Source organism: Neorhizobium sp. NCHU2750, from assembly GCF_003597675.1.
GTDB lineage: Bacteria > Pseudomonadota > Alphaproteobacteria > Rhizobiales > Rhizobiaceae > Neorhizobium.
In genome coordinates this window covers 530,111-552,666 of record NZ_CP030828.1, presented here as the reverse complement: position 1 = coordinate 552,666, position 22,556 = coordinate 530,111, and the positions used below count along the sequence as shown (strand labels likewise).

The 22,556-nt window shown below is 60.8% G+C and carries 22 protein-coding genes; 15 read left to right on the top strand and 7 right to left on the bottom strand.

Annotated features, from left to right (window positions below; genetic code table 11):
• Positions 1-22: 22 nt before the first annotated feature.
• The 3 genes from NCHU2750_RS23210 to NCHU2750_RS23200 are packed head-to-tail and all read right to left on the bottom strand — an operon-like array spanning position 23 to position 5,171.
• On the bottom strand, positions 23-2,002 hold the full coding sequence (locus tag NCHU2750_RS23210) for a hydantoinase B/oxoprolinase family protein (RefSeq protein WP_119944113.1): 1,980 nt from the start codon (positions 2,000-2,002) through the stop codon (positions 23-25).
• Positions 1,999-4,056 carry a hydantoinase/oxoprolinase family protein gene (locus NCHU2750_RS23205; RefSeq protein ID WP_119944351.1) on the bottom strand — a complete coding sequence of 686 codons (2,058 nt, stop codon included), beginning with the start codon at positions 4,054-4,056 and terminating at the stop codon, positions 1,999-2,001. The genes NCHU2750_RS23210 and NCHU2750_RS23205 overlap by 4 nt, the downstream gene beginning before the upstream one ends.
• Positions 4,057-4,073: 17 nt before the next feature.
• Positions 4,074-5,171, bottom strand: a complete 1,098-nt coding sequence (locus NCHU2750_RS23200; RefSeq protein WP_119944112.1) for an ABC transporter ATP-binding protein — start codon at positions 5,169-5,171, stop codon at positions 4,074-4,076.
• A 219-nt stretch (positions 5,172-5,390) separates the two neighbouring features.
• Here NCHU2750_RS23200 and NCHU2750_RS23195 point away from each other — a divergent pair, with 219 nt between their 5' ends.
• Positions 5,391-6,368: a LacI family DNA-binding transcriptional regulator gene (locus NCHU2750_RS23195; protein WP_119944350.1), complete on the top strand. Its 978-nt coding sequence runs from the start codon at positions 5,391-5,393 to the stop codon at positions 6,366-6,368.
• Here NCHU2750_RS23195 and NCHU2750_RS23190 read toward each other — a convergent pair.
• Entirely contained in the window at positions 6,365-6,625 is a 261-nt protein-coding gene (locus NCHU2750_RS23190; RefSeq protein ID WP_162939757.1) for a hypothetical protein, read from the bottom strand. The genes NCHU2750_RS23195 and NCHU2750_RS23190 overlap by 4 nt on opposite strands.
• A 176-nt stretch (positions 6,626-6,801) precedes the next feature.
• Here NCHU2750_RS23190 and NCHU2750_RS23185 point away from each other — a divergent pair, with 176 nt between their 5' ends.
• Positions 6,802-7,305, top strand: coding sequence for an SRPBCC family protein (locus tag NCHU2750_RS23185; protein WP_119944349.1), 504 nt, complete (start codon positions 6,802-6,804; stop codon positions 7,303-7,305).
• On the opposite strand, the gene NCHU2750_RS23180 is transcribed toward NCHU2750_RS23185, so the two are convergent.
• The gene (locus NCHU2750_RS23180; RefSeq protein WP_119944110.1) at positions 7,306-8,202 is read right to left on the bottom strand and encodes a LysR family transcriptional regulator; all 897 of its coding nucleotides are present in this window, start codon (positions 8,200-8,202) and stop codon (positions 7,306-7,308) included. It lies immediately after the preceding gene.
• A gap of 101 nt (positions 8,203-8,303) precedes the next feature.
• Here NCHU2750_RS23180 and NCHU2750_RS23175 point away from each other — a divergent pair, with 101 nt between their 5' ends.
• From NCHU2750_RS23175 to NCHU2750_RS23155, 5 genes are all read left to right on the top strand, one after another.
• Positions 8,304-8,804 (top strand): lactoylglutathione lyase family protein, encoded by a 501-nt coding sequence (locus tag NCHU2750_RS23175; protein ID WP_119944109.1) that lies wholly within the window; start codon positions 8,304-8,306, stop codon positions 8,802-8,804.
• 27 nt (positions 8,805-8,831) lie between these two features.
• Positions 8,832-9,527, top strand: a complete 696-nt coding sequence (locus tag NCHU2750_RS23170) for a type 1 glutamine amidotransferase domain-containing protein (protein WP_119944108.1) — start codon at positions 8,832-8,834, stop codon at positions 9,525-9,527.
• Positions 9,528-9,664: 137 nt separating this feature from the next.
• Positions 9,665-10,540 carry an alcohol dehydrogenase catalytic domain-containing protein gene (locus NCHU2750_RS23165; protein WP_349509034.1) on the top strand — a complete coding sequence of 292 codons (876 nt, stop codon included), beginning with the start codon at positions 9,665-9,667 and terminating at the stop codon, positions 10,538-10,540.
• Positions 10,541-10,562: 22 nt separating this feature from the next.
• Complete coding sequence (locus NCHU2750_RS23160; RefSeq protein WP_119944106.1) at positions 10,563-11,678, top strand: NADH:flavin oxidoreductase/NADH oxidase; 1,116 nt, start codon at positions 10,563-10,565, stop codon at positions 11,676-11,678.
• A gap of 252 nt (positions 11,679-11,930) precedes the next feature.
• A complete protein-coding gene (locus NCHU2750_RS23155) occupies positions 11,931-12,980 on the top strand; it encodes an L-dopachrome tautomerase-related protein (protein ID WP_245480454.1) in 1,050 nt (349 codons plus the stop codon).
• 59 nt (positions 12,981-13,039) lie between these two features.
• Here NCHU2750_RS23155 and NCHU2750_RS23150 read toward each other — a convergent pair whose 3' ends face one another.
• Positions 13,040-13,921, bottom strand: coding sequence for a LysR family transcriptional regulator (locus NCHU2750_RS23150; RefSeq protein WP_119944104.1), 882 nt, complete (start codon positions 13,919-13,921; stop codon positions 13,040-13,042).
• A 110-nt stretch (positions 13,922-14,031) separates the two neighbouring features.
• On the opposite strand from NCHU2750_RS23150, the gene NCHU2750_RS23145 reads away from it, so the two are divergent.
• The 4 genes from NCHU2750_RS23145 to NCHU2750_RS23130 all read left to right on the top strand — a co-directional run bounded on the left by NCHU2750_RS23145 (position 14,032) and on the right by NCHU2750_RS23130 (position 17,082).
• Positions 14,032-14,676, top strand: coding sequence for a glutathione S-transferase family protein (locus NCHU2750_RS23145; RefSeq protein WP_119944103.1), 645 nt, complete (start codon positions 14,032-14,034; stop codon positions 14,674-14,676).
• An 83-nt stretch (positions 14,677-14,759) separates the two neighbouring features.
• Positions 14,760-15,530, top strand: coding sequence for an enoyl-CoA hydratase/isomerase family protein (locus NCHU2750_RS23140; RefSeq protein WP_119944102.1), 771 nt, complete (start codon positions 14,760-14,762; stop codon positions 15,528-15,530).
• A gap of 105 nt (positions 15,531-15,635) precedes the next feature.
• The gene (locus NCHU2750_RS23135) at positions 15,636-16,310 is read left to right on the top strand and encodes a peroxiredoxin-like family protein (RefSeq protein WP_119944101.1); all 675 of its coding nucleotides are present in this window, start codon (positions 15,636-15,638) and stop codon (positions 16,308-16,310) included.
• A 58-nt stretch (positions 16,311-16,368) separates the two neighbouring features.
• On the top strand, positions 16,369-17,082 hold the full coding sequence (locus NCHU2750_RS23130) for an SDR family oxidoreductase (RefSeq protein WP_119944100.1): 714 nt from the start codon (positions 16,369-16,371) through the stop codon (positions 17,080-17,082).
• 62 nt (positions 17,083-17,144) lie between these two features.
• Here NCHU2750_RS23130 and NCHU2750_RS23125 read toward each other — a convergent pair whose 3' ends face one another.
• Positions 17,145-17,828 (bottom strand): FadR/GntR family transcriptional regulator, encoded by a 684-nt coding sequence (locus NCHU2750_RS23125; RefSeq protein ID WP_162939756.1) that lies wholly within the window; start codon positions 17,826-17,828, stop codon positions 17,145-17,147.
• A gap of 238 nt (positions 17,829-18,066) precedes the next feature.
• Here NCHU2750_RS23125 and NCHU2750_RS23120 point away from each other — a divergent pair, with 238 nt between their 5' ends.
• The 4 genes from NCHU2750_RS23120 to NCHU2750_RS23105 are packed head-to-tail and all read left to right on the top strand — an operon-like array spanning position 18,067 to position 22,556.
• Positions 18,067-19,128, top strand: a complete 1,062-nt coding sequence (locus tag NCHU2750_RS23120; RefSeq protein ID WP_119944098.1) for an ABC transporter substrate-binding protein — start codon at positions 18,067-18,069, stop codon at positions 19,126-19,128.
• Positions 19,129-19,180: 52 nt separating this feature from the next.
• A complete protein-coding gene (locus tag NCHU2750_RS23115) occupies positions 19,181-20,599 on the top strand; it encodes a BPL-N domain-containing protein (protein WP_119944097.1) in 1,419 nt (472 codons plus the stop codon).
• On the top strand, positions 20,596-21,696 hold the full coding sequence (locus NCHU2750_RS23110; protein WP_119944096.1) for an ABC transporter ATP-binding protein: 1,101 nt from the start codon (positions 20,596-20,598) through the stop codon (positions 21,694-21,696). Before NCHU2750_RS23115 ends, NCHU2750_RS23110 begins: the two co-directional genes overlap by 4 nt.
• Complete coding sequence (locus NCHU2750_RS23105; protein ID WP_119944095.1) at positions 21,693-22,556, top strand: ABC transporter permease; 864 nt, start codon at positions 21,693-21,695, stop codon at positions 22,554-22,556. Before NCHU2750_RS23110 ends, NCHU2750_RS23105 begins: the two co-directional genes overlap by 4 nt.

Below are 22,556 nucleotides of genomic sequence, written 5' to 3'. Positions count from 1 at the left end.
AGGAATTCAGGTTCATGCGGGATCAGAAGCTGCCGGCGGCAGCCTCAAGTTTTTGACGGGCAGCGTCCACGGCCGTTTTATCGGCTGCGACCCGCGGGAAGCCCTCCGGCAATTCAGAAAGCACGGCATCGAATATCTCGCGGCGACGGCGCTGACGAACGGCACCCGGAAGCGCCACCAGCCCGCGGTTCAGCCTGTCCATGACGCTTGCCGGGAAGGCCTCGTCCCAACGCTCGCGTTCGGCACCCTGCGCGTTGGCTGACGTGCTGGAGGTAACGCTCTTGCGCAAATTTTCGGTCGCGGCGGCATCCACGGCACCTTCGACGATCGCCACGCCGTATTCGGTGGCTGCAGCATCGGCGGTCACGAAGCCATTGACGACATCGCTCAGTACCGCTTGAGGATCACGTTTGGCGGGATCGCCCCAGCCGCCGGCGCCGGGCGTCAGGAAGGTCACGGTATCGCCGGCGTTCACGGTCAGCACATCGATCTTACCGAGATGCCGCTCGCCCGTTGTTCCACGATTGACGATAAGCTGGCCCGGCATGCCGGGCTTGCCGCCATTGGAGCCCCAGGGGCGGAACAGAAGGCGTTCGAGACCTCGGCCAAGCACGTTCGAGTCATCCGTCAGCACGCGGAACGTCAACTCCATGCCACAGCCGCCACGCCATTGACCGGCGCCGCCGGAATTCGGGCGAAGCGCGTAGGAGGTGATTTCGATGCCGAGTTCGGCCTCGACCGTCTCGACCGGATTGTTGGCAAGATTGGAGATGCCGCTGTCGCGACCATCGATGCCATCACGGCGCTTGCGGGCACCGGTGCCGCCGATCATCGGCTCGATGACCTGCACGCGCCGGCCGCCGTGGCCATCCGGTTCCGCCATGACGACGGGAATGACGGTGCCGGAGGAAGCTGCCGGCATGACATCCGGCAAAGCCTTGCCGAAGGCGCCGTTCAAGACGTCGTTGACGCGGATCGCGGCCGCATGACGCACGCCGACGGCTGCCGGTTCCTGCGGGTTGACGAGGCTGCCTTCGGGCGCCGTGATCTTCACCGGCGCCAGCATGCCGACATTGAGCGGAGTCGTCGGGTCAAGCGTGTTGACAAGCGCCAGAACGCGCAGCGTCAGCCAGGCATGCGGACGGCCGCGCGAGGGAATGTTCATCGCGGTCGCGACCTGCGGGTCGGTGCCGGTGAAATCGAGATGCACCTCACCATTCTCGAAGGTGGCCGAAAGCGCGATGCGCACCGGCAGACGGGTCGCCGCATCGTCGTCGAGATAATCGGAGAAGCTATAGGTGCCCGACGGCACCCTCTTCAGGACCGTACGGGCCTTTTCGGCCGAATAGGCCACGAGATCGACGGCCGCGGTAGCGACAGTTTCGGCACCGTGCTGGCCGATCGTCTGCTCCAGTCGGCGGCGGCCAGCGGCAAGTGCCGCCAGCATGGCGCGGATATCACCCATATTCGCATCTGGCGTGCGGCTGTTGGCATTGAGAAACAGCGCCACATCGGGGTTCATCTCCCCCTTCTTCATCAGCTTGACCGGCGGGATGCGCAGGCCTTCCTGGAAGATCTCAGTATTGACAGGCGAGATGCTGGACGGCACGCGTCCGCCGACATCCGAGCAATGCACGAAGCACCAGCCATAGGCGATGATCTTGCCCTCATGGAAATAGGGCTCGATCATGTGCAGGTCGGGCAAGTGGGTGGCGAGACCTTCCGAGCGATAAGGATCGTTGGTGAGGATCACGTCGCCGGGCTCCAGCGGACCGACGGCTGCGATCGAGGGCGCACATTCCAGACCGACGAAGCCTGAAACGCCAATCGAGCGCGGATAGGCGAAGAACCGGCCATCGAGGCCTGCCAGCGCGCAAGCGAAATCGGCCGTTTCCTTGACATAGAGTGTGCGGCCGGTGCGCTGCAGCGTCAGGCACATTTCCTCGCTGACGGCGGCGAGCTTGTTGCCGAGAATGGCGAGCGTGACGGGATCAAGCTTCATTGCGCATGTCTTTCGAGATGGAGGTTTCCAAGGGCGTCAGCGCGCGCCGACCAGCCGGGAAGAAGAACCGTCGTCGTATCGTCCTGTTCGATGATCGCCGGGCCGGTGATCCGGTCGCCGGCACCGAGCGCGCTGCGATCGTAGACGCCGGCGGAGAGCCATTTGCCTTTACGGAAAAGCGGCCGTTCACCTTTGGGCGACGGCTTGCCGCTGCCGGGGGCGATTTCGGGCTGGGTGATATTTTCGGTGACACCGACGACGGCGAGACGCACGGTGCCGAGTTCGACCTCGGTCTGCGTATCGCGAAAACCGTAGATGCGCTCGTGTTCGAGGTGAAATGCTTCGCAGATCGAGGCTGAGTCTCGTGCGTTCTCATCGAGCTTGACGCGCAACTCGTAGGCCTGACCAGCGTAGCGCATGTCTGCCCCACGCTCGAAGCGACGGGTCTGGCCGGCATTGCCTTCGCGGTCGAGCCAGGCGGATCCCTCGTCTTCCAACTCCTTCATCACGTCGAGCATCAGGGCAGCACTCTCGTCATCGACGGCCCGGCGCAAGCTGCGAACGAAATCGCGGCGCAGGTCGGCGGCAGCAGCCCCGAGCGCACAGAAGGTGCCGGCAGCCGGCGGGATGACGACGCGGCCGATGCCGGCTTCCTCAGCCAGCAGATTGGCGTGGGTCGGGCCTGCGCCGCCAAAGGGCACGAGCGCGAAGGAGGCCGGGTCGAGGCCACGCGAGGCGAGCGTCTTGTAGAGTTCGGTCGCCATGCCCGCCGTGGTGACGGCCAGCGCGCCTTCGGCAGCAAGGGCAGCACCGTCCTCGCCAGCGAGGCCGATCCGCTCGCCGACGTCGGCAAGAGCCTTTTTCGCCGCGTCGATATCGAGTTTCATCCGACCACCGAGGAAACCGGTCGGATCGATATAGCCGAGCGCCAGATAGCAGTCGGTAACGGCCGGCTGGGTTCCACCGCGACCATAGGATACTGGACCCGGCATGGCGCCAGCGCTTTGCGGGCCGACCTTCAACAGACCGTGAGCATCGACCCAGACGATCGAGCCGCCACCGGCACCGATGGCCGAAACATCGACGACCGGGAGCACAAGCGGCAGGCCGCCGATATCGGTGCGAGTCGCGAGCTCGGCGGAACCGGCCTGGGCAACAGCGATATCTGACGAGGTGCCGCCCATGTCGAAGGTGATGATCGATTTGACATCGGCTGCTTCCGCCAGACGGGCGGCAGCCATGACACCGGAAGCCGGGCCGGAGAGAATGGTTTCGACCGGACGTTCATCAGCCGAGACAAGGCTGAGCGAACCGCCATTGGAGGCCGTGACGAGGATCGGGGCAACGACGCCATCGCGCTCCAGACCCTTTTTCAGGCCGGCGAAATAGCGCTGCATCAGCGGCTGGATATATGCGTTGAGGCAGGCAACCAGGGTGCGCTCATATTCGCGGATTTCCGGCCAGATAGCGGCGGCAGAGGTGATCGACAGGCCGTCAGCTTTTTCCGAGAGCTTTTTCGCCATGCCGATTTCAACCGAAGGCGTCGTGTAGCCATTGATGAGGACGAGGGCTGCGGCATCGACGCCGAGTGCCTTCAATTCCGCGGCAACGCGATCGAGTTCGGCATCATCGGCAACCTTCGTCACTTCGCCATGTGCCGAAAGGCGGGCATCGATCTCGACGATGCGCAGGCGCGGCACCAGCGGCTCTTCCTTGCTGGCATGGAAATCGAAGGAGGACGGCATGCGGCTGCGGGCGATTTCGAGAATATCGCGATAGCCCTTGCTGACGACGAGCGCGATCGTGGCACCCTTGCGCTGGATGATCGCGTTGAGGCCGATCGTGGTGCCATGCATCAGCGTTCCGACATCGGCAGACGTCATGCCAGCCTTCTTCAGCAGGCTCTGCAGGCCTTCGATCAGTGCCCGCGACGGCTCGTCCGGGGTCGACGGCTCCTTGTAATAGGTCAGGCTGCCGTCATTCGGGTTGGACAGCACGAAGTCGGTAAAAGTACCGCCGACGTCGATCCCGATGCGCGCACCACTTTTTGGCATGTTGGTCACTTTCAAAATTACTCCGCGCTGACGACGACGCCGTCCTGCGGCGCCCAGTCGACTGTCACGGCCTGGCCGAGATGGTAGGTGGTCGCACCGAGCGGGCCATCGGCCTGCCGGTAGACGAAAATCTCACGGCCGAGAGATGGGACCTCGACCTGATAGGCGGCATAATTGCCGCGGAAAACGGCGCCGACGATGCGGCCGCCGAAGCCGGCAGCCGCGTCGCTAGCAATGAGCGAGATGCGTTCGGGGCGAACCGAGAGGAGCTTTGTTTCGCCGCCGACCGACTTTTCCGGCAGAGGAAGCGTCACTCCGCCTTGAGGTCCCGCAATCGTCAGGCTCGAACAGTCCACATCGACGGTTCCCTCGAAGATATTCGACGTACCGAGAAACTCGGCCACGAACCGGCTTTTCGGCCGGTCGTAAATGTCGGCCGGGGCGCCGATCTGCAGAATGCGGCCGCCATTCATGACCGCCACCCTATCGGCCATGGACATCGCCTCTTCCTGATCGTGGGTCACGAGCAGGGCGGTGATGCCGAGGCGCTGCTGCATTCCGCGGATTTCGAACTGCATGCTTTCACGCAGCGACTTGTCGAGCGCGCCGAGCGGCTCGTCCAGCAACAGGACCTTGGGGTTGACGACCAGCGAACGTGCCAGTGCCACCCGTTGCTGCTGACCGCCGGACAGCTTGGAAGGATAGACTTCACCCCTGCCCTGCAACTGGACGAGATCCAGCATCTCGCTGATCTTTGCATCGCGCGCAGCTTTCGCCATGCCGGCCATCCGAAGGCCGAAGCCGATATTTTCGGCTACCGTGCGATGGGGAAAGAGACTGTAATTCTGAAACACCATGCCGAGGTGGCGCTTGTGAGGTGGAAGTTGCGAGACTTCCTCGCCGCCGATCCTGACCGAGCCGCTGTCCGGCGTCTCGAAACCCGCCACCATTCTAAGCGTCGTCGTCTTTCCGCAGCCGGAAGGCCCCAGCAGTGCCACCAGTTCACCGGCATCAACGTTGAGATCCAGATTGCGCACAGCAGCAACCTTGCCGTAGGATTTATGGATCCCCGTCAGCAACAGCCCATTACCAACCTGACCTTCTACAACCGCCATGAATAGTTCCCAAACTCTCGCCCACAAATGAAGATTAGCACAAGCTGGTTCCCATTCGCGTTTTGTAGCGCTACAATATTCTGCGCTTGCGCTCTGTCAAGGATGGCTTTTCTCAATTTGCCGCCGCTTGAGGCAGTGCATATTTCCTGAGCACCAGATCTTAGAATGGAGCCGCATCCCACCAAGATGACAAAAATCCGGCCTGACGAAACGGTAACGATGCAGTCGGTCGCAGTCGCGGCAGGCGTATCGCCGATGACAGTGTCGAATGCGTTTCGCTATCCGGAGCGCGTTCAGGATGAGACGCGACTGCGCGTACTCAAGGTTGCGGCGGAACTCGGCTATGTGCCCAACCATGCCGCGGGCAATCTTGCTTCAGGCCAAAGCCGTGTCATCGGCGCCGTCATTCCTTCGATCAAGAATTCGAGCTTCTATAATTATGTCCGCGGCATGCAGGATCAGGTGGCTGCAGACGGATACCAGCTCATCCTAAAACTGGCCGACAGCCTCAGCCAGGAGGCATCTGCAATCCGCACCTTTGTCGGGCTGCGTGTCGCCGGCATCGTCCTTGTGGGCGACGAACACGAAACCGATGCACGCACCCTATTGCGCAAGACTGGGGTGCCGGTCGTCGAATCCTGGGTTCATGAAAATCCGTTCGACATGGCAGTTGGCTATTCGACCACCGATGCGACCCGTGCGATGGTCGCGTTGCTTATCGAACAGGGCTATCGGCGCATCGGCTTCGTTGGCTATGAGGGCGACGTCTCGCATCGCTTCACCGAACGCGTTCCGGTTTTCCGGGAAATGCTCGAAAAGGCTGGCCTGGACAGTCACAGGATCTTCCTGGTCGACCAGGCAGACGGTTTTGGTGCCGGCCCCAAGGCGCTCGACGGCCTGTGTCGGATCGATGCCGGTCTCGATGCAATCGTCTGCCCCACGGATATCGTTGCTGCCGGCGTGTTGTTCGAATGTGGACGCCGGGGCTGGAAGGTGCCGGAGCGGCTGGCCGTGGCCGGCTGGGGCGACTATGAAATCGCCTCCGAGATCACCCCGGGCCTCACCACCATCCAGCCTCACACCTATGAGATGGGCCAACGCGCAATGTCGCTCATCATCGAGCGCGCGGCGGGCCGTGGCGAGCAGGGCACCACAATCGATACCGGATTTCACATCGTCAAACGAGCGAGTACCTAAGACCACGGCGCGATAGCATAAGCGGCAGCTGTGATCGAGACATGAAATCCGGCCGTGGCGGCATCAAAGACTGCCGGCAGCAGAATGCCTTCCGCATCCGACAGGATCTGGCGGATGGGCGCGGCAAGTCCTGCAACCCCTGTCGTCGAAACCTCCCTGAGCTTGGTGCAAACGAACAAAAGAGCATCAAACCCATCGCGAAGCCGGCTCAGCATGCCGCTCACAACCGGCTGGGCAAGACCAGGTCTGTCGGGCACGCGTCACGCTACCTTCGTCCGGCAGGGCGTCAAACGCCTTCAGCAGGCTTAGATCGACGCGCCAAATATCACGCAGACTTATGACCATAATCAGAAATGCCGATTTTTCTTATCTTTGTACATCTGGCATCGGTGGCAAGCAGAACCAAGCAACGAGGAAAATCAAGATGATCACGATGAATGCAATTGAATGGCCGGAAGACTACACGCCCGGCTTCACCGAGAACTTCTGCTCCAACGAAGTTATCGTGGCCGGTCTGACAACCGCCAAGGTATGGCCACTTCTCAGCAATGCGCCCGCATGGCCAAGCTACTACGCCAACTCCGCCAATATAAAATTTTACGACGACAAGGGCCCTGAATTGGAAAATGGCCGACGCTTCTATTTCGAGACCTTTGGCTTCCCGGTCGAGGCTCAGGTCGTCGAGTATGTGGCTCCGGTAGACGGCAAGCCGGGACGCGTCGCATGGCATGGCTGGGCAGGCGAAGGCGATACCCGCCTCGACGTCCATCATGCCTGGCTCGTGGAGGATCTGCCGGGTGGCCGGGTCAGAATTCTCACGCAGGAAACCCAAAAGGGCAAGCCTGCCGCAGACCTCGCCAAGGCAAAGCCAAATCCGATGATCAATGGTCACCAGGATTGGCTGGACGGACTGGTCGAGGCCGCCCGGAAGGCATGATCAGGAAAGCCCGGTTAGGTTCCTGACCGTATCGATCACCTCCGTCACGACCCTCTTCGTGCGCGCGGCAAAGACTTTGCCGCGCCGCCGCACCATCCAGAGATCGTGGCGGACCGGATTGGCAAGTGCCATACAGGCAAGATCTGCCCGGCGAGGATAGGCGTCCACACCGCTACGTGGCAGGATCGTATACCCGACCCCCTTGGCCACCGGTTCGGGGATCTGGCCAATCTGATTAATGAAGCTGCGAATTCGGAGACTGTCGACGCCTTGGTATTCGCTCGGAAAATTCGCCGATAACAACTCGTCGGCATAGGCGATGCCGTCAGGATGAGCAATGAAGCCAAGTCGCTCGAGATCCGCGAAACTGGGTTCCGTCGATTGTCCGCGCGGCAAAAGCAAGCAGAGCTCGTCAGAACCGAGGAGATCACCATCAAGCCGCGGATTGGTGGGCTTGTGATCCGCCACACCGATATCATAGACGCCAGAGAGCACGCCCTCAACCACCCGCGCCTGTGGTGCCGCTTCGAGCCGCACCATCAACCCGGGAGAGTTCTGCATCAGAGTGATGATCCGAGGATAGATGAGCAAGGCAAGACTACCTGAACAGGCGAGCGAGACTTGCCCCTTCCCGGCATCATCGCCGTCGAGCGCATCCCGCAACTGACGTTCCTCACTTCGCCTTTGCCTGCCGAGATCACGAACCGCCTCGCCTGCCGGCGTCAGCGTAAACCCTTTTCCATCGCGCGTGACGAGCGCCTGGCCAACCTGGTCTTCGAGCTTCTTCAAGTGCTGGGAGACGCCCGGCTGGGTCATATTGAGCCGCGCAGCCGCCCTGGTGAAATGGCCGGCCTCGCAGAGCACGACGAAAGTTTCGAGCCATTGGGCGTTCAGCATGAGTCAATTCCAAAATGTAATCATTTTCCGTTCATATCATAATTTTACATACAGGATCTGGGCCATTACCTAAAGCGCAATAAAATAGCCGGAGATTTCCCATGACACCGACCACACCCCGCACATTTTCCCATATCGGCCTGTCTGTGCCCGATCTGGACAAGGCGGTTGAATTTTACCGCGATGTGCTGGGCTTCTACGTCATCATGCCGCCAACGACGATTACGCAGGACGAGACCGATATTGGCATCATGTGCAATGACGTCTTCGGCCCTGGCTGGGGCAAGTTCCGCATCGCCCATCTTGCGACGGCCGACCGGATTGGATTTGAGCTTTTCGAATTCCCTGCCAATCACGCGCCGGACAATAACCTGCCCTTCAGGCAGACCGGCATGTTCCACTTCGCAATCCAGGACCCCGATGTCGAAGGCCTGTTGGCCAAGATCGTCGCCGCAGGCGGCAAGCAACGCATGCCGGTTCGCGAATACTTCCCGGGAGAGAAGCCCTACCGCATGGTCTATGTCGAAGACCCGTTCGGTATCGTCTTCGAACTCTACTCCCATTCCTATGAACTCACCTATTCCGCCGGCGCTTACAACTGAGCCAGCAATCCGACAAGGAACAAACCTATGGCTGAAACACGACGCATTCTCCTTGCCCTGACATCCCAGGCCACCAAGGGCAAGACCGGCAAACCGACCGGTGTCTGGCTCGAGGAGCTGGCAGCCCCCTACTACCTTTTCCTCTCTGAGGGCTTTCAGGCAGACATTGCTTCGGTTTCCGGCGGCAAGGCACCTCTGGACCCTGCATCCGTCGAAGGTGAACAGCCGGAATGCGTCGCGCGCTTTCTCGCCGACACAAAGGCCATGGACGCCGTCAACAACTCGAAAGCTCTCGCCACGCTTTCGTCCACCGACTACGACGCGATCTTTCTGCCTGGTGGCCACGGAACCATGTGGGACCTTCCCGAAAGCCAGGCACTGGCATCTCTGCTGGGCGATGCCTGGACTGCAGGCAAGGTCGTGGCAGCCGTCTGCCATGGCCCGTCCGGCCTCGTGTCGGCCAAGGACGCCGATGGGCGCCCGATTGTTGCCGGCCGTATGGTCACCGGCTTCTCCAACTCCGAAGAAGAGGCCGTTGGCCTGACCGATGTCGTACCCTTCCTTTTGGAAAGCCGGCTGATCTCGCTTGGTGGTCATTATCGTAGCGGACCTGACTTCCAGCCCTTCGCGTTGCGTGACGGCAAGCTGGTGACGGGCCAAAACCCGGCCTCTTCGGAGAGGACCGCCGAATTGACCATCGAAGCGCTCCGCAGCGAACGCTAATCGGAGAAGATATGCCTGAAGCACCGACATCCCTGCCAAGCATGCAGCGTGCCTGGACATGGCATGGCAGTGACAGCCCCAGCGCCCTGAGGCTGTCCCGTATTGCCGTGGCAACCCCGGGAAGAGATGAAGTGCTTGTGCGCAACGAAATCATCGGGCTCAATCCAGTGGATTGGAAGGTGCTGCATGGCCTCCCATCCTGGACCGATGGACACGTGACCGGCGTTGATGGCGCCGGTATCGTGGCCGCCGTGGGCAGCGCAAGCCTGAAACACCTCATCGGCAAACGCGTCTGTTACCACCAGAACCTCCATAAGCAGGGCAGTTTTGCCGAATATACGCCGGTTGATGCACGGGCGCTGATGCGGCTGCCGGATGGGTTCGGCTTGCCTATGGCGGCGAGCCTGCCGTGCCCCGCGCTGACTGCCTGGCTGTCGATCGAAAAGATCCCGGTTCGACCGGGCGCCTATCTGCTGGTCAGCGGCGCCGGTGGCGCCGTTGGCAATTATCTGGTTCAGTTCGCGCTGCAACGCGGGTTTTCGGTCATGGCCATGTGCAACGAGCGCCATTGGAACCGCCTGCGTGGTTATGGGGTACGGCACCTGATTGCCGGCCCAATCGAACCGAACGCCGACCTGCCTGGTGACATGCTTGGTCGATTTTTTGCGGTTATAGACACGGTCAGCGGCGCCCATGCCGCACAGCTTGCTCCGGCGCTGGAAGCGAACGGGCATATCGTTTGCGTCCAGGACCGGCTGGCCACATGGCCCTGCAATCCGTTCAGCCAATGCCTGTCCGTCCACGAAGTGGCGCTCGGCGCGCTGCACACCTTCGGAAACAATGAGGCCTGGACCCGCTTGATGGCCGCCGGCGAGACCATCATGAAGCAGATCGCAGATCGACGCATTCAGCCGGAGCCGTTGATCATGCGCGACTTCTCCGACCTGCCGGAACTTCTGGCGGGCCTGCAAAACCGATCGTTCAGTGGCAAGCCGCTGATCAAAGTGAACTGACGATAGAAATCGAGGATAAGCAATGTCTGCAGCTTTTCAGACTTTCAAGCTCAAGGACGTAACACTCCGCAACCGCATCGCCGTTCCGCCGATGTGTCAATACAGCGCCAAGGACGGCTTCACCAACGAATGGCATTGGGCTCACTATGCGGGCCTTGCCCGCGGTGGCGCCGGTTTGGTCGTGGTCGAGGCCACGGGTGTTTCGGCCGATGGCCGCATCACGCCTGGCTGCACCGGCCTATGGAAAGACGAACAGATCGAAGGCATGGCCCGCATCACCGCCGCTATCAAGGCAGCCGGGTCGGTTCCCGGCATCCAGATCGGCCATGCCGGTCGCAAGGCCAGCGCCAACCTTCCGTGGGAAGGTGACGACCACATTGCCGATGGCGATCCGCGCGGCTGGGAAACCATCTCTCCATCCGCCATCCCCTTCGGCGGTGGCCTGTCCAAGACGCCGCGGGAAATGACGATCGCCGACATCGAACGCGTGAAGACAGATTTCGTCGCAGCAGCCAAGCGTGCACTGCAGGCCGGCTTCGAATGGCTCGAACTGCATTTCGCCCACGGCTATCTGGCACAAAGCTTCTTCTCGGTGCATGCCAACAAGCGCACGGATGCCTATGGCGGTGACGCCGCAGGTCGCAGCCGCTTCATCATCGAAACCTTCGAAGCAGTGCGCAAGGTTTGGCCGGAAAACCTTCCGTTGACGGCACGTTTCGGCGTCATCGAATTCGATGGTCGCGATGAGGAGACTTTGTCAGAAGCCATCACACTGACCAAGACACTGCGCGATGGTGGCCTTGACCTCATGAATGTCAGCATGGGCTTCTCCACCATGGACGCCAAGGTTCCGTGGGGGCCGTCCTTCCTTGTGCCGACTACCGGTCGCGTGCGCAAGGAAGCCGGTATGCCGGTCGCGTCCGCCTGGTGCGTTGACGCGCCCCAGGACATCGAGAAGGCTGTGGCGACTGGGCAGATGGATATCGTCATGGTCGGCCGCGCAATGCTTGCAGATCCGCACTATCCCTATCAGGTAGCGATCGCTCTGGGCGAAGAGCGACCTGCCTGGACGCTGCCTGCACCTTATGCACATTGGCTCTCGCGCTATCGTGGAGCTGGCAAGGGCGCCGCACAATAACAGGCAACCCGAACGAAATCGGCGTTTGGAAAACGACCGCCATTCGAGCCGATTTCGTTCCTGTGATTTTACAGGGCATGCTCTTTATGGGCAGATGACGCCCCGAACGAGAGCCGGGACTTATCATCCCGGCTTTCCCTTTGACTGACAAGGAGTTTGCTCGTGGATCTAACTCGGCGGACATTGATCGCAGGTGCCGGTGCTCTCGGTGTTTCGGGAGCGTTCCCCGCCATTTCAAGGGCGGAGGCACCGTTGAAACTCTCAGTAGCTGTCAGGTCGCCCTGGATGGCAAATCAGGTGGCACTTACCAGCAAGAACATGCTGTTTCTTGGCTGCCCTCGATATACCCCGAAAGAGGACACGCCTGCCCTCGCCCGACGTGATCAGAACGGCAAGATGCTCCCTTTCCCCGGGAATGGCTGGAACGCATGGAAGCCAGGCGCCGATGGTCGCAACGCTTTCGTTTACCTGAATTCGGTCCATGTCTTTGCGGATGATACCGTGTGGGTCGTGGATCAGGGGTCGCTCAGCGCCGATGCATTTCCCGAGCAGTTTTCCACCCCGCAGCCGGGCGCGCAAAAGATCGTCCAGCTTTCGTCGGATACCGGCGAAATCCTGAAGGTGCTGCGTTTTGACGATAGCATCCTGCCCGCCGGCGCCAAGATGAACGACCTGCGTTTTCACGGATCGAAAATGTACGTTACCGATTCCGGGCTTGGCGCGATCATCGTACATGACTTTGATATAGGGAAGACGACGCGTCGCCTATCGGGCCGCAAGCCGATGCTGGCCAAGGAGGTCAAGATGACCCTTGCGCTCCAGCCGGACGCCAAGGAAAAGCCGTTTACGCCCCCGAACAGCGACATGATCGAAATCAGCCAGGATGGCGAATGGCTTTTCTGGGCGGCGCCGACGGGCCCACTCTTCAAGGTGGAGACACGGTATCTGAACGATGCCGAAATGGCCGACGACGAGCTTGAGAAAAAAGTCCAGCACGTGGCCGATATCGAATTTTCGAGCGGTTGCGCCATGGATACGCTTGGGAATTTCTATTTCTGCGAGACCAAGACCGGCAAGATCACGCTGCTTTCTCCATCCGGAAAGACAGCCACCTTCACCTCCGACCCTGATTTCGTCCGGCCCGACGGCGCCTTCATCTCGGCCGACCGTCACCTTTATGTGCCGCGCAAACCGCGGGAACCGGGCGGTCTGGCCGAAACACCTTTTGCAATTTATTCGGTATCTTTGCCGCAAAGCTTCGATGGCATCGATATTGGCAGCGCGGTTACCGGCGCTGTTTGAAACTGCAGATTTATCGTTCGTCGAATCCCGAAGACAGCGCGGTCAGGTTAGTTGCAGCGCTATGAACCGGCCATTACCTCTCCCACGAAATCGGCGAAGGCGCGGGCTTTCGCCGTCGCCAATCTTCCCGTCGGGAATACCACCCAGAGATCGAGAGCAGGAAGCGACCAATCCGGCAGTAACCTCTGGACCGCACCACTGGCGAGTTCCGGCGCAAACATCCAGTCGGAGGCGACAGCAAGTCCCATATCGGCGAGAACTGCCGTTCGGATGCCTTCCGCAGCGCTGAAGCGAACCCGGCCGGACACCGCAACCGATGCCTCCGTACCCTGACGGGTAAAGGTCCAGCTATTGCCGAGCTGGGTATAGACAACCGCCTGATGGGTCGCGAGATCGGCGGGCACCTGGGGACTACCATGCCGCTCGATATAGGCGGGTGTCGCAATCACCGAACGACGACCGACAGCAATCCGCCTAGCCACCGCCGACGAGTCTGACAATTCCCCCATGCGAAGTGCGAGGTCGATCCCCTCGGCAACGAGGTCAATGACCCGGTCGTCCAGGATGATATCCACGTCCAGATCGGGATGCGCATCCATGAATTTCGGTAGATGCGGCAGTATCATTATCCGGGCAAAAGTCGTCGCAGCGCAGACCCGCAGGCGGCCCGAAAGTCCGGCACCTGCGCCCTTCGCCACCATATCCGCCTCGTCCGCTTCATGGATGGCAGCCTTGGCCCTCTCGAAATAGCGCAATCCGGCATCCGTAGGGGTCAATCCATGGGTAGAGCGGACCAGCAGGCGAACCTGCAGCCTATCTTCCAACTGCGCGATCGTCTTCGAGATCGCCGGCTGACCAATCCCGATGTGCCGCGCTGCAGCCGAAAACGATCCGGTTTCCACCACCCGCACGAAGGCCGTCATCGCCTGAAATCTGTCCATGCCTATTCTCCAATGGAATAAGCATTATCGCCTCAGGCTCGCTGCCGCAATATTTCAGGAATGGTCATAACTCTCTCCAACGACAACGCAGACAGTCGATGGAGACAGAAATGATCGAAGTTCATGCATTCGCCACGCCCAACAGCGTCAAGGTTCCGATCGCGCTGGAAGAGATGGGCCTCGCCTACGAACTGAAGCCGATCAACGTGCGCAAGGGCGAGCAGAAGGCCGAAGCTTTCCTGACGCTTAACCCGAACGGCAAGGTGCCGGTCCTGGTGAATGACCTTGCCGGCGAGCCGCTCGTCCTGACGGAAAGCGCTGCCATCCTCGTCCACCTTGCGGAAGAGACCGGCAAGCTCCTGCCGTCCGATGCCATCGGCAGGGCACGGGTGTTCGAGCAACTCTTCTTCCACGCTTCCGCGCTCAGCCCAGCCTTCGGAAATGCCGGCTTCTTCCGTCGCTCTTCCCCGGAACCGCAGCCGATCGCAGAAGCCCGTTTCGTCACCGAAGCTGAACGGATCCTCGGGCTGCTCGATAACAAGCTCGCCGGCCAGGCGTTCGTCGCTGGCAATGAATTCACCATCGCCGACATCGCCCATTTCGGCTGGCTATGGCGCCGCCAGTTCCCCGGCCTGTCGCTCGACGACCGCCCCAACCTGTCCCGCTGGTACGAGGTAATCGCCTCTCGCCCCGCCGTACAGCGGGCGATCGCCCGGGTCGAGGCGCTGGTCGAAATGCCAGCCTCTGCAGCCTGACAACCCGCCTCTGACAAATGCGCTTCCTTTCCCGCTTTTCCTTCAACCCCTACCGCAAAACCCGGGCACCAAGGAGTACCACCATGTCCAAATTCGATACCTACAAGAATTCCTTCGCCAACGCTCGCCTGACCCGTTCGCCGAGCGGCGTCCTCGAAGTCGCCCTGCATACCGATGGCGGCAAACTGCTCTTCAACGGCCACACCCATGAGCAGTTCGTCGATCTCTTCCATCAGATCGGCGCCGATACCGAAAACCGCGTCGTCATCCTCACCGGCTCGGGCGATGCCTTCATGGATGCAATCAGCCCGGAAGGCTTCGATTTCTTCTCGCCGCGCGGCTATGACAAGATCTTCCGCGAGGGCCGCAAGGTTCTGATGAACATCCTCGACATCGAGGTGCCGATGATTACCGCGCTGAACGGCCCGGTCCTGCTTCACTCGGAATATGCCCTCCTGACCGACATCATCCTCGCCACGCCGGAGACCGTCTTCCAAGACAAGCCACATTTCGATTTCGGCATCGTCCCCGGTGATGGCGTCAACCTGCTCTGGCCGGAAGTGATCGGCAGCATTCGCGGCCGCTATTTCATCCTCTCCCGCCAGGTGCTCGATGCGGCAACCGCCAAGGACTGGGGCGTCGTCAACGAGATCGTACCGGCTGACAGGCTACTTGCCCGCGCTCACGAGATTGCCGAAGGCATCGCCGCGCTGCCGCCGCTCACCTCGAGCTACACCCGCATCGCTCTGACCCAGAAGCTGCGCCGGATCATCGACCAGGAAGGTGGTTACGGCCTCGCACTCGAAGGGATCAGTGCCGCAGAAGTCGCCCGCTCGATGGCCGCCAACGGCTGACCACGTCCTCATCCATGGCCGGACGTCGGGGCAGATCCCGAGGTTCGGCATGCCCGCAGCTCCCAATCCAATTCCAGTTCCCAGTCCAGTTCAAGGAGAATGACCATGACACTTCAATCCAAGCTCGATGCCTTCAAGGCCGATTTCGAAGCCGGCAAGCCGCCGTATAACGTCCCTTACTCGGTGATCGAGACGATGCACCGCGCGACCGCGGAACTGATCGCCTCGGGTGCCGCCCAGAAGGCGCTCAAGGCCGGCGACAAGCTGCCGGACTTCACGCTATCGGATCCTGACGGCAATCCGGTCTCCTCCGCCGATCTTCTGGCGTATGGTCCGCTGGTGATCAGCTTCTATCGCGGTGTCTGGTGCCCCTATTGCAACATGGAGCTTCAGGCCCTGCAGGAAGTGCTGCCGCAGTTCGAGGCGCTCGGCGCAAAGCTCGTCGCCATCTCGCCGCAGAACCCGGTCAATAGCCGCAAGTCGGTACGTCAGAACAACCTGACCTTCCCGATCTTGTCGGACCCGCATAACGATGTCGCAGCAGCCTTCGGCCTGCGCTTCGAGATGCAGGATTATCTGATCGAGCTCTACAAGTCGCTGAAGAATGACCTTCCGGCCTTCAATGGCGATCCGAGCTGGACCCTGCCGATGCCGGCCCGCTACGTCGTCGGCCAGGATGGCGTGATCCTCTATGCCGAGGTGAACCCGGATTATACCCGCCGCCCCGAGCCGGAAGACATGCTGCCAGCGCTGCGCCGCACAGCCAGCCTCGCCGCCTGATCCACCCCCAAGATTTAAGGCCCTGTTCCGAACCGGCGCAGAGCCGAAAGGATTTGCGATGAAGAAAACATTCCTGATCACTGGCGCCAGCAAAGGCATCGGTCTCGCTCTTGCGAACCGGCTATCCAGGCAGGGCGACAACGTCATCGGTATTGCACGCAACGCGGTCGACGCCTTTCCGGGTCACCTGCATCGGCTTGATCTCGGTACTCACGATGCATCCGGCCGATTGACGGACATTGTCCGTGACGGCGCGATCGACGGCATCGTGAACAATGTCGGCCTCGTCGGAGCGGCACCGCTGGGCGACATCGCGCTCGATACGCTCGATGAAGTGCTAAGGGTCAACCTGCATCCGGCGCTGATTGCGGCACAGGCTGCGCTGCCGGGCATGAAGGCACGCGGCTGGGGCAGGATCGTCAACATTTCCAGCCTGACGGTTCTGGGCAGCATCGAGCGCACCAGCTATGCCGCGGCCAAGGCCGCGCTCGAAAGCTTCACCCGAAGCTGGGCGCTGGAACTTGCAACAGATGGCATTACGGTCAACGCCGTTGCCCCGGGGCCGACCGAAACAGAGCTGTTCCGGGCCAACAATGCGCCCGGCAGCACCGGAGAAGCGCGCTATCTCGCAGGTGTACCAATGCGCCGCTTCGGCACGCCGGAGGAAATTGCCGCCGCGATTGCCTTCCTTCTGTCGGACGATGCGGCCTTCATGACTGGCCAGACACTGCATGTCGACGGCGGCGCCTCGATCGGCAAGGCGCAATTCTAAATCCCCGAAAGACTGGCCGCCATCAGAACCATCCCGGTCGACAGATCGGGATGCTCCCTCGACTAATTTCGTTCGGCTTCGTGAATACGCACGCCTGCAGTCATGATGTGGTGACGCATTGCTTCCTCGGCCGCGCGCACATTGCGCGCCTGGATCGCATCGACGATCGCCTCGTGCTGCTGCACCATTTCCTTGCTGACGCCGGCGATGAAGACACGCGAGCGGGAACTGACCCAATGATGTTCCTTGCGAACCGAATTGATCAGCCGGAATATGCTCCAATACATGCTGTTGCGCACGCTTTCGGCGATTTTCGAATGGAAGGCGCTATCCCATTGTTCGTATTCGTCCGGGCTGTCGGCCAGCGCCGCCCGGCGAACGAAATGCTTCATCTGCTCTATCTCGATCTGTGTCGCGCGCATGGCCGAAAGGCCGGCCAGGATCGGCTCGATATCCTGCCGGACCTCTATGATATCATGCGGACTGGTGCGGTTGGTCAGCGACCTCAGGCTCGTCGTCTTGGCATTGACTTCACGGATGAACGTGCCCTGCCCCTGCTTGCGAAACAGCAACCCTTCACCCTCCAATGTGTTCAGGGCCTCACGCAGAAGCCGCCTCCCGACACCGAGAGCCGCACTGAGTTCCCTTTCCGGCAGCAGACGGTCGTCATTGACGAACCGCGTATCCGCTTCGCCGATAGCCGCCCGCAGTATGTCTAGAATCTTTTCCTTCGCCACCGGTGACATAGCCGTCCTTCCAATTGCCCTGCAAACCATTTGAACCAATAAGAACCAATTTGCAACTTAGGCATTCCGCCCAATAATTAAGCACGCATCTCGAAAACAAGAGAATCTGATGAAAAATTGGCATATATTGCTTGACTAAAGCAAGTTCTGTCGCGAGGAATGCCACGAGAGGCTGACAAGCAGCCCGCTTAGACCGAACCAATGTGCATTGGTTTGCAACAAGGACCGGGGAACCGATATGAAAAGACGTGATTTTCTGACGCTGGCCGCATCGGCCGCAACACTGCCCGCACTCGGACCGGTCCGGTCCGCCTTTGCGCAGTCCAAACCTGAGTCCATGGCGATGATGACCTGGGGCGGTCTGTGGGGCGATGGAATGGCGCAGTATGTGGATACGCCATTCACCCAGAAGACCGGAGTGAAGATTGTCCAGGACCGCGGATCGAGCCCTGTCGAGCGCGTCACAAAGCTGAAGATCAGCCTCGACAACCAGGTCTTCGACCTTGTCCAGCTTCATGACGGTATTGTGCCGCTGGCGGAAGCGCAGGGCGTATTGGAAGATCTCGACCCGACCTCCCCCAACCTGTCCTTCCTTTCCGCCATCCCGGATCGCTTCAAGCGCAAGGGCTGGGTCGCAATGATCTATTCGGCGCTTGGCATCGTCTATAACCCGTCCCTGGTGAAGACACCGCCGAAGAGCTACGCCGACCTGTGGAGCGAGGATTATCGCGGCCAGATCGTCCTGCCGGAAATCACCCACTCGATCGGCCCATACATGATCCCGATCGGCGCAATGGCGGCCGGCAAGGACCCCAAGGACGCCGAGGCCGGTTTCGACATGCTCGCCAAGATGAATGCCCTGGAGCCGATCTGGGCGAAGGATACCGACACGATCATGAGCTCGCTGGTCAGCGGCGAGGCCGCGGTCGGCCTTCTCTACAAGTCGCAGACCTATACCGTGCTGCAGCAGGGCGGCAAGGTGGAGTGGGTATTCCCCAAGGAAGGCGCCATCTCCTATCTGTCCGGCACCGGCATCGCCAAGGGCACCAAGAACAAGGCGTTTGCGGAACAATATGTCAACGCCACGATCGATCCCGCCACTCAGGGCTGGGTCGCCAAGGTGTTCAACTACGGCGGCACCCATCCCGACACACTGAAGACCTTGCCGGTCGACCTGCAGCAGCGGGTGCAGTTCTCCGACGAGGAAGTTGCCCGCATCGTCGATCTCGACCAGGAGTTCATGTCCGCTCATCGCGGTGAGTGGACGGACCGCTGGAACCGCGTGATCGCTGGCGGCTGATGGATACAGGGCGGCACCGACTGCCGCCCTCCCCTTACAGGACATCAATACCATGACGACTTTCGGCCTTGCCGACAGCGGAGCGTATGCCGGCGGCACGCTCGCATTCATCAACCGTTGCAGGGTCAACGGTATCGGCGTGGACGAGAGCGACGATGGTTTTTCGATCGCTGCCGCAGCGGTGGACGCGGCAGTCCGGTTCGGCCTTTCCCCTCTGACCGAACCATCAACGGAGGCCCGCTCGATCCCCAACCTGCGGGCCTCCGCTCCCAGAATAGCAATCTATGCCGGCGAGGCGATCGGCTATCCCTATTGGGGATATTATGCCCATGCTCTCCTGAGCATCGGCTTCGGCTTCGTCACGGTTACCGGGGCGGATGTGGCTGGCGGCTGTCTGAAAGACTGTGACCTGCTGGTCATGCCCGGTGGCTTTGCCACCTGGGGCCTTGATCGCGCCGAAGGCATAGGCGGCATAGACACCGCCATTTCGGCCTTCATTCGCGGCGGCGGCTCCTACATGGGCTCATGCGGAGGCGCCTTTTACATGTCGGAAGGCCGGCCGGGCTGGCATGGCGCGATCGACGCCATGCCGAAATTCACCCAGGAATATCTGCTAACCGGCGCAGCCATGCTCAGCATCTCGGTCGATGGACCGGTCATCGGGCGCGGCCTGCCGGAAACGATCGAGCTTCCCTACTATCACGGCCCGATCTACAGCGATGCCGAGCGTTCGGCAGCGATGCTCGGCCATTTCAAGAATTACATTTCGGACAGTCGCCTGTTCATCGAAAACCCTCTTTCTCCGGTCTTGTTCGAAAGGGAAATGAAGGGAACGCCCGCGATCTTCACCGCGCCATTCGGCGCCGGCAAGGTTCTCACCTTCTCTCCACACCCTGAGATGGGAGAATTCGTGCGCAAGGGTATCACGTTCGAAGGCTATGTCCGTCACTACCTGCCGATCCGCGGCTTCAAGGTGATGGACCAGACGCTACGCTTCTTCATGAAGGAAGACTGTGCCGGCTTCAGACTGATCCACAACGCCCTGGCATGTCTTGGCCTTTTTGATGCTGAGCACACAGAGAAGAGCGAGAGCGCGGTGCCAAGGGGTGACCTGCCCGGCGCTCTAAGCCGGATCGAGGTCACCATGGCCCGGCAGTTTGCGGCGCTTTCTCAGATGGCAGGCAAGGAACCGGAAAACCTGCAGGAGATCGTTGCGGCGGAGACCGCGCGATTGAAGGCTGAGTGGCTGGAGGTTTCAACCGGCCTCCGTCAGGCCGCAAACCTCGGACCGATCGACGCCCGCGTCTTGAGCGGCCTCTGCTCTGCGCTCGATACCGCGGCCAAGGCCACGCAGCAGACACGTCTTGCCGAACTCATCGTCATGACCGAACTACCTATCCGCCTCGTGGCAGCAGCCCTTCGCATCATCGAATGCGATCGCGCCCTCGGCGCCCTGGAGATACAGAAATGAACAGCTCAAACCCGCCCGTGACCAATGCCGACGTTCGCTTTGTACAGGTTCAGAAGAAATTCGATACTGCGACCGCACTTCATTCGCTCGACCTGGAAATAGAGCGCGGCAGTCTCTTCGCGCTGCTCGGCCCCAGCGGATGCGGCAAGACGACGACGCTGCGCCTGATCGCCGGCTTCGAACAGCCGACCGACGGCCATGTCTATATTCGCGGCAAAGATGTTACTGGCGTCCCTGCCTACAAGCGCAGCTTCGGCATGGTGTTTCAGAGCTTTGCGCTCTTCCCGCATCTGACGGTCGCCGAAAACGTCGCCTTCGGCCTGAAGATGCGCAACGTCGCCAAGCCGGAGATTGCCAGCAAGGTGGCCACCGCCCTTGATCTAGTCGAACTCGGCAAATTCGGCGATCGCTATCCGCGCCAGCTTTCCGGCGGCCAACAGCAGCGCGTCGCACTTGCTCGTGCTGTCGTCTTCGAACCGGACGTGCTGCTGCTCGATGAACCATTGAGCGCACTCGATAAGATGCTGCGCGAGCAGATGCAGGTCGAAATCCGTCATCTGCAGCAGCGGCTGAAAATGACCACCGTCTTCGTCACCCATGACCAGGAAGAGGCGCTCACCATGTCCGACCGGGTGGCGGTGATGAAGGACGGGCGCATCCAGCAGGCGGGTTCGCCAAGAGAGATCTACGATCGGCCTCGCACGGAATTCGTGGCAACCTTCCTCGGTGCGAGCAATATTCTCGAAGCGACCGTGAAGGGTAAGGACGCCAGCGGCACCGTCATCGATATCGCCGGCAATACATTGAAGATCGGCAGCGTCTCTGCCGATGCGGGCGCCAAGCTGCGCTTCGCACTTCGCCCCGAGAAGATCTCGGTCAGCGCCAAGGCCGATGGCATCACCAATGGCGTAGCGGCGACCGTCAGGGAGGCAATCTATCGCGGTGCCCAGACCTTCCTTTATCTCGACATCAACGGCATGCCGGTGAACGCACTGGTGCAGAATGCCGGCGTGGAACCGATGAGCCTCGAACCCGGTGCTGCCATTGCCCTCCACTGGGACAATGCGAACCTGGTGGAACTGGAGCGGGCTCCATGAGAACGACGCTCTCGCCGAAATCGCTCGCCTGGGCGGTGGCGCTGCCGCCGCTCGTCATCCTGTGCCTGTTCTTCGTCGTGCCGCTCGGCTATCTGCTGTTCATCAGCTTCATGTCGAATTCGGCGACATCGCTCTATGACCTCCAGCCGACGCTCGCCAATTACACCGACATTTTTTCCGACAGCTTCTACTGGCTGATCATCCAGCGCACGCTCCTGTCCACGGCAACCGTGCTGGTCCTATGCCTGCTGCTCGGTTATCCGGTCGCGTTCTACGCGGCCCATCTGTCGCCGCGGGGCCGGCTGATCATGCTGATGATCATGATGGTGCCTCTGATGGTGAGCAATGTCGTGCGCGCCTATGGCTGGGTCGCCATTCTCGGCCGCAGCGGCGTCTTGTCGAGCACGTTGAAGGGGGCAGGCCTCATCGCCCGGCCAGTGCAATATCTCTATTCTTTCGAAGCCGTGACGCTCGGCCTCCTCACCATCCTGCTGCCCTTTATGGTGATCTCGCTGACCAATTCACTGGCAACGATCGACAAGCGTTACACGGAGGCAGCCCATTCCCTCGGTGCCGGTCCCTGGCGGACCTTCCTGCGCGTGACGCTGCCGCTTTCAAGCCCCGGCGTCGCTTCCGGCCTGATGCTGGTGACCTTTCTCGCGCTCAGCGCCTATGTCTCGATCGCACTCCTCGGCGGCCCCCGCTACAAGCTTCTGGTCAGCATGGTATTCGACAGCGTGTCGACCTTCCGCTGGCCGCGCGCGGCAGCACTCTCCTTCGTGCTGCTTCTCATCGCACTCATCATCGCCGTGGTGATCCAGGTCGTCATCCGACCGCAACGCGTCCAGGGAAAGGGCTGA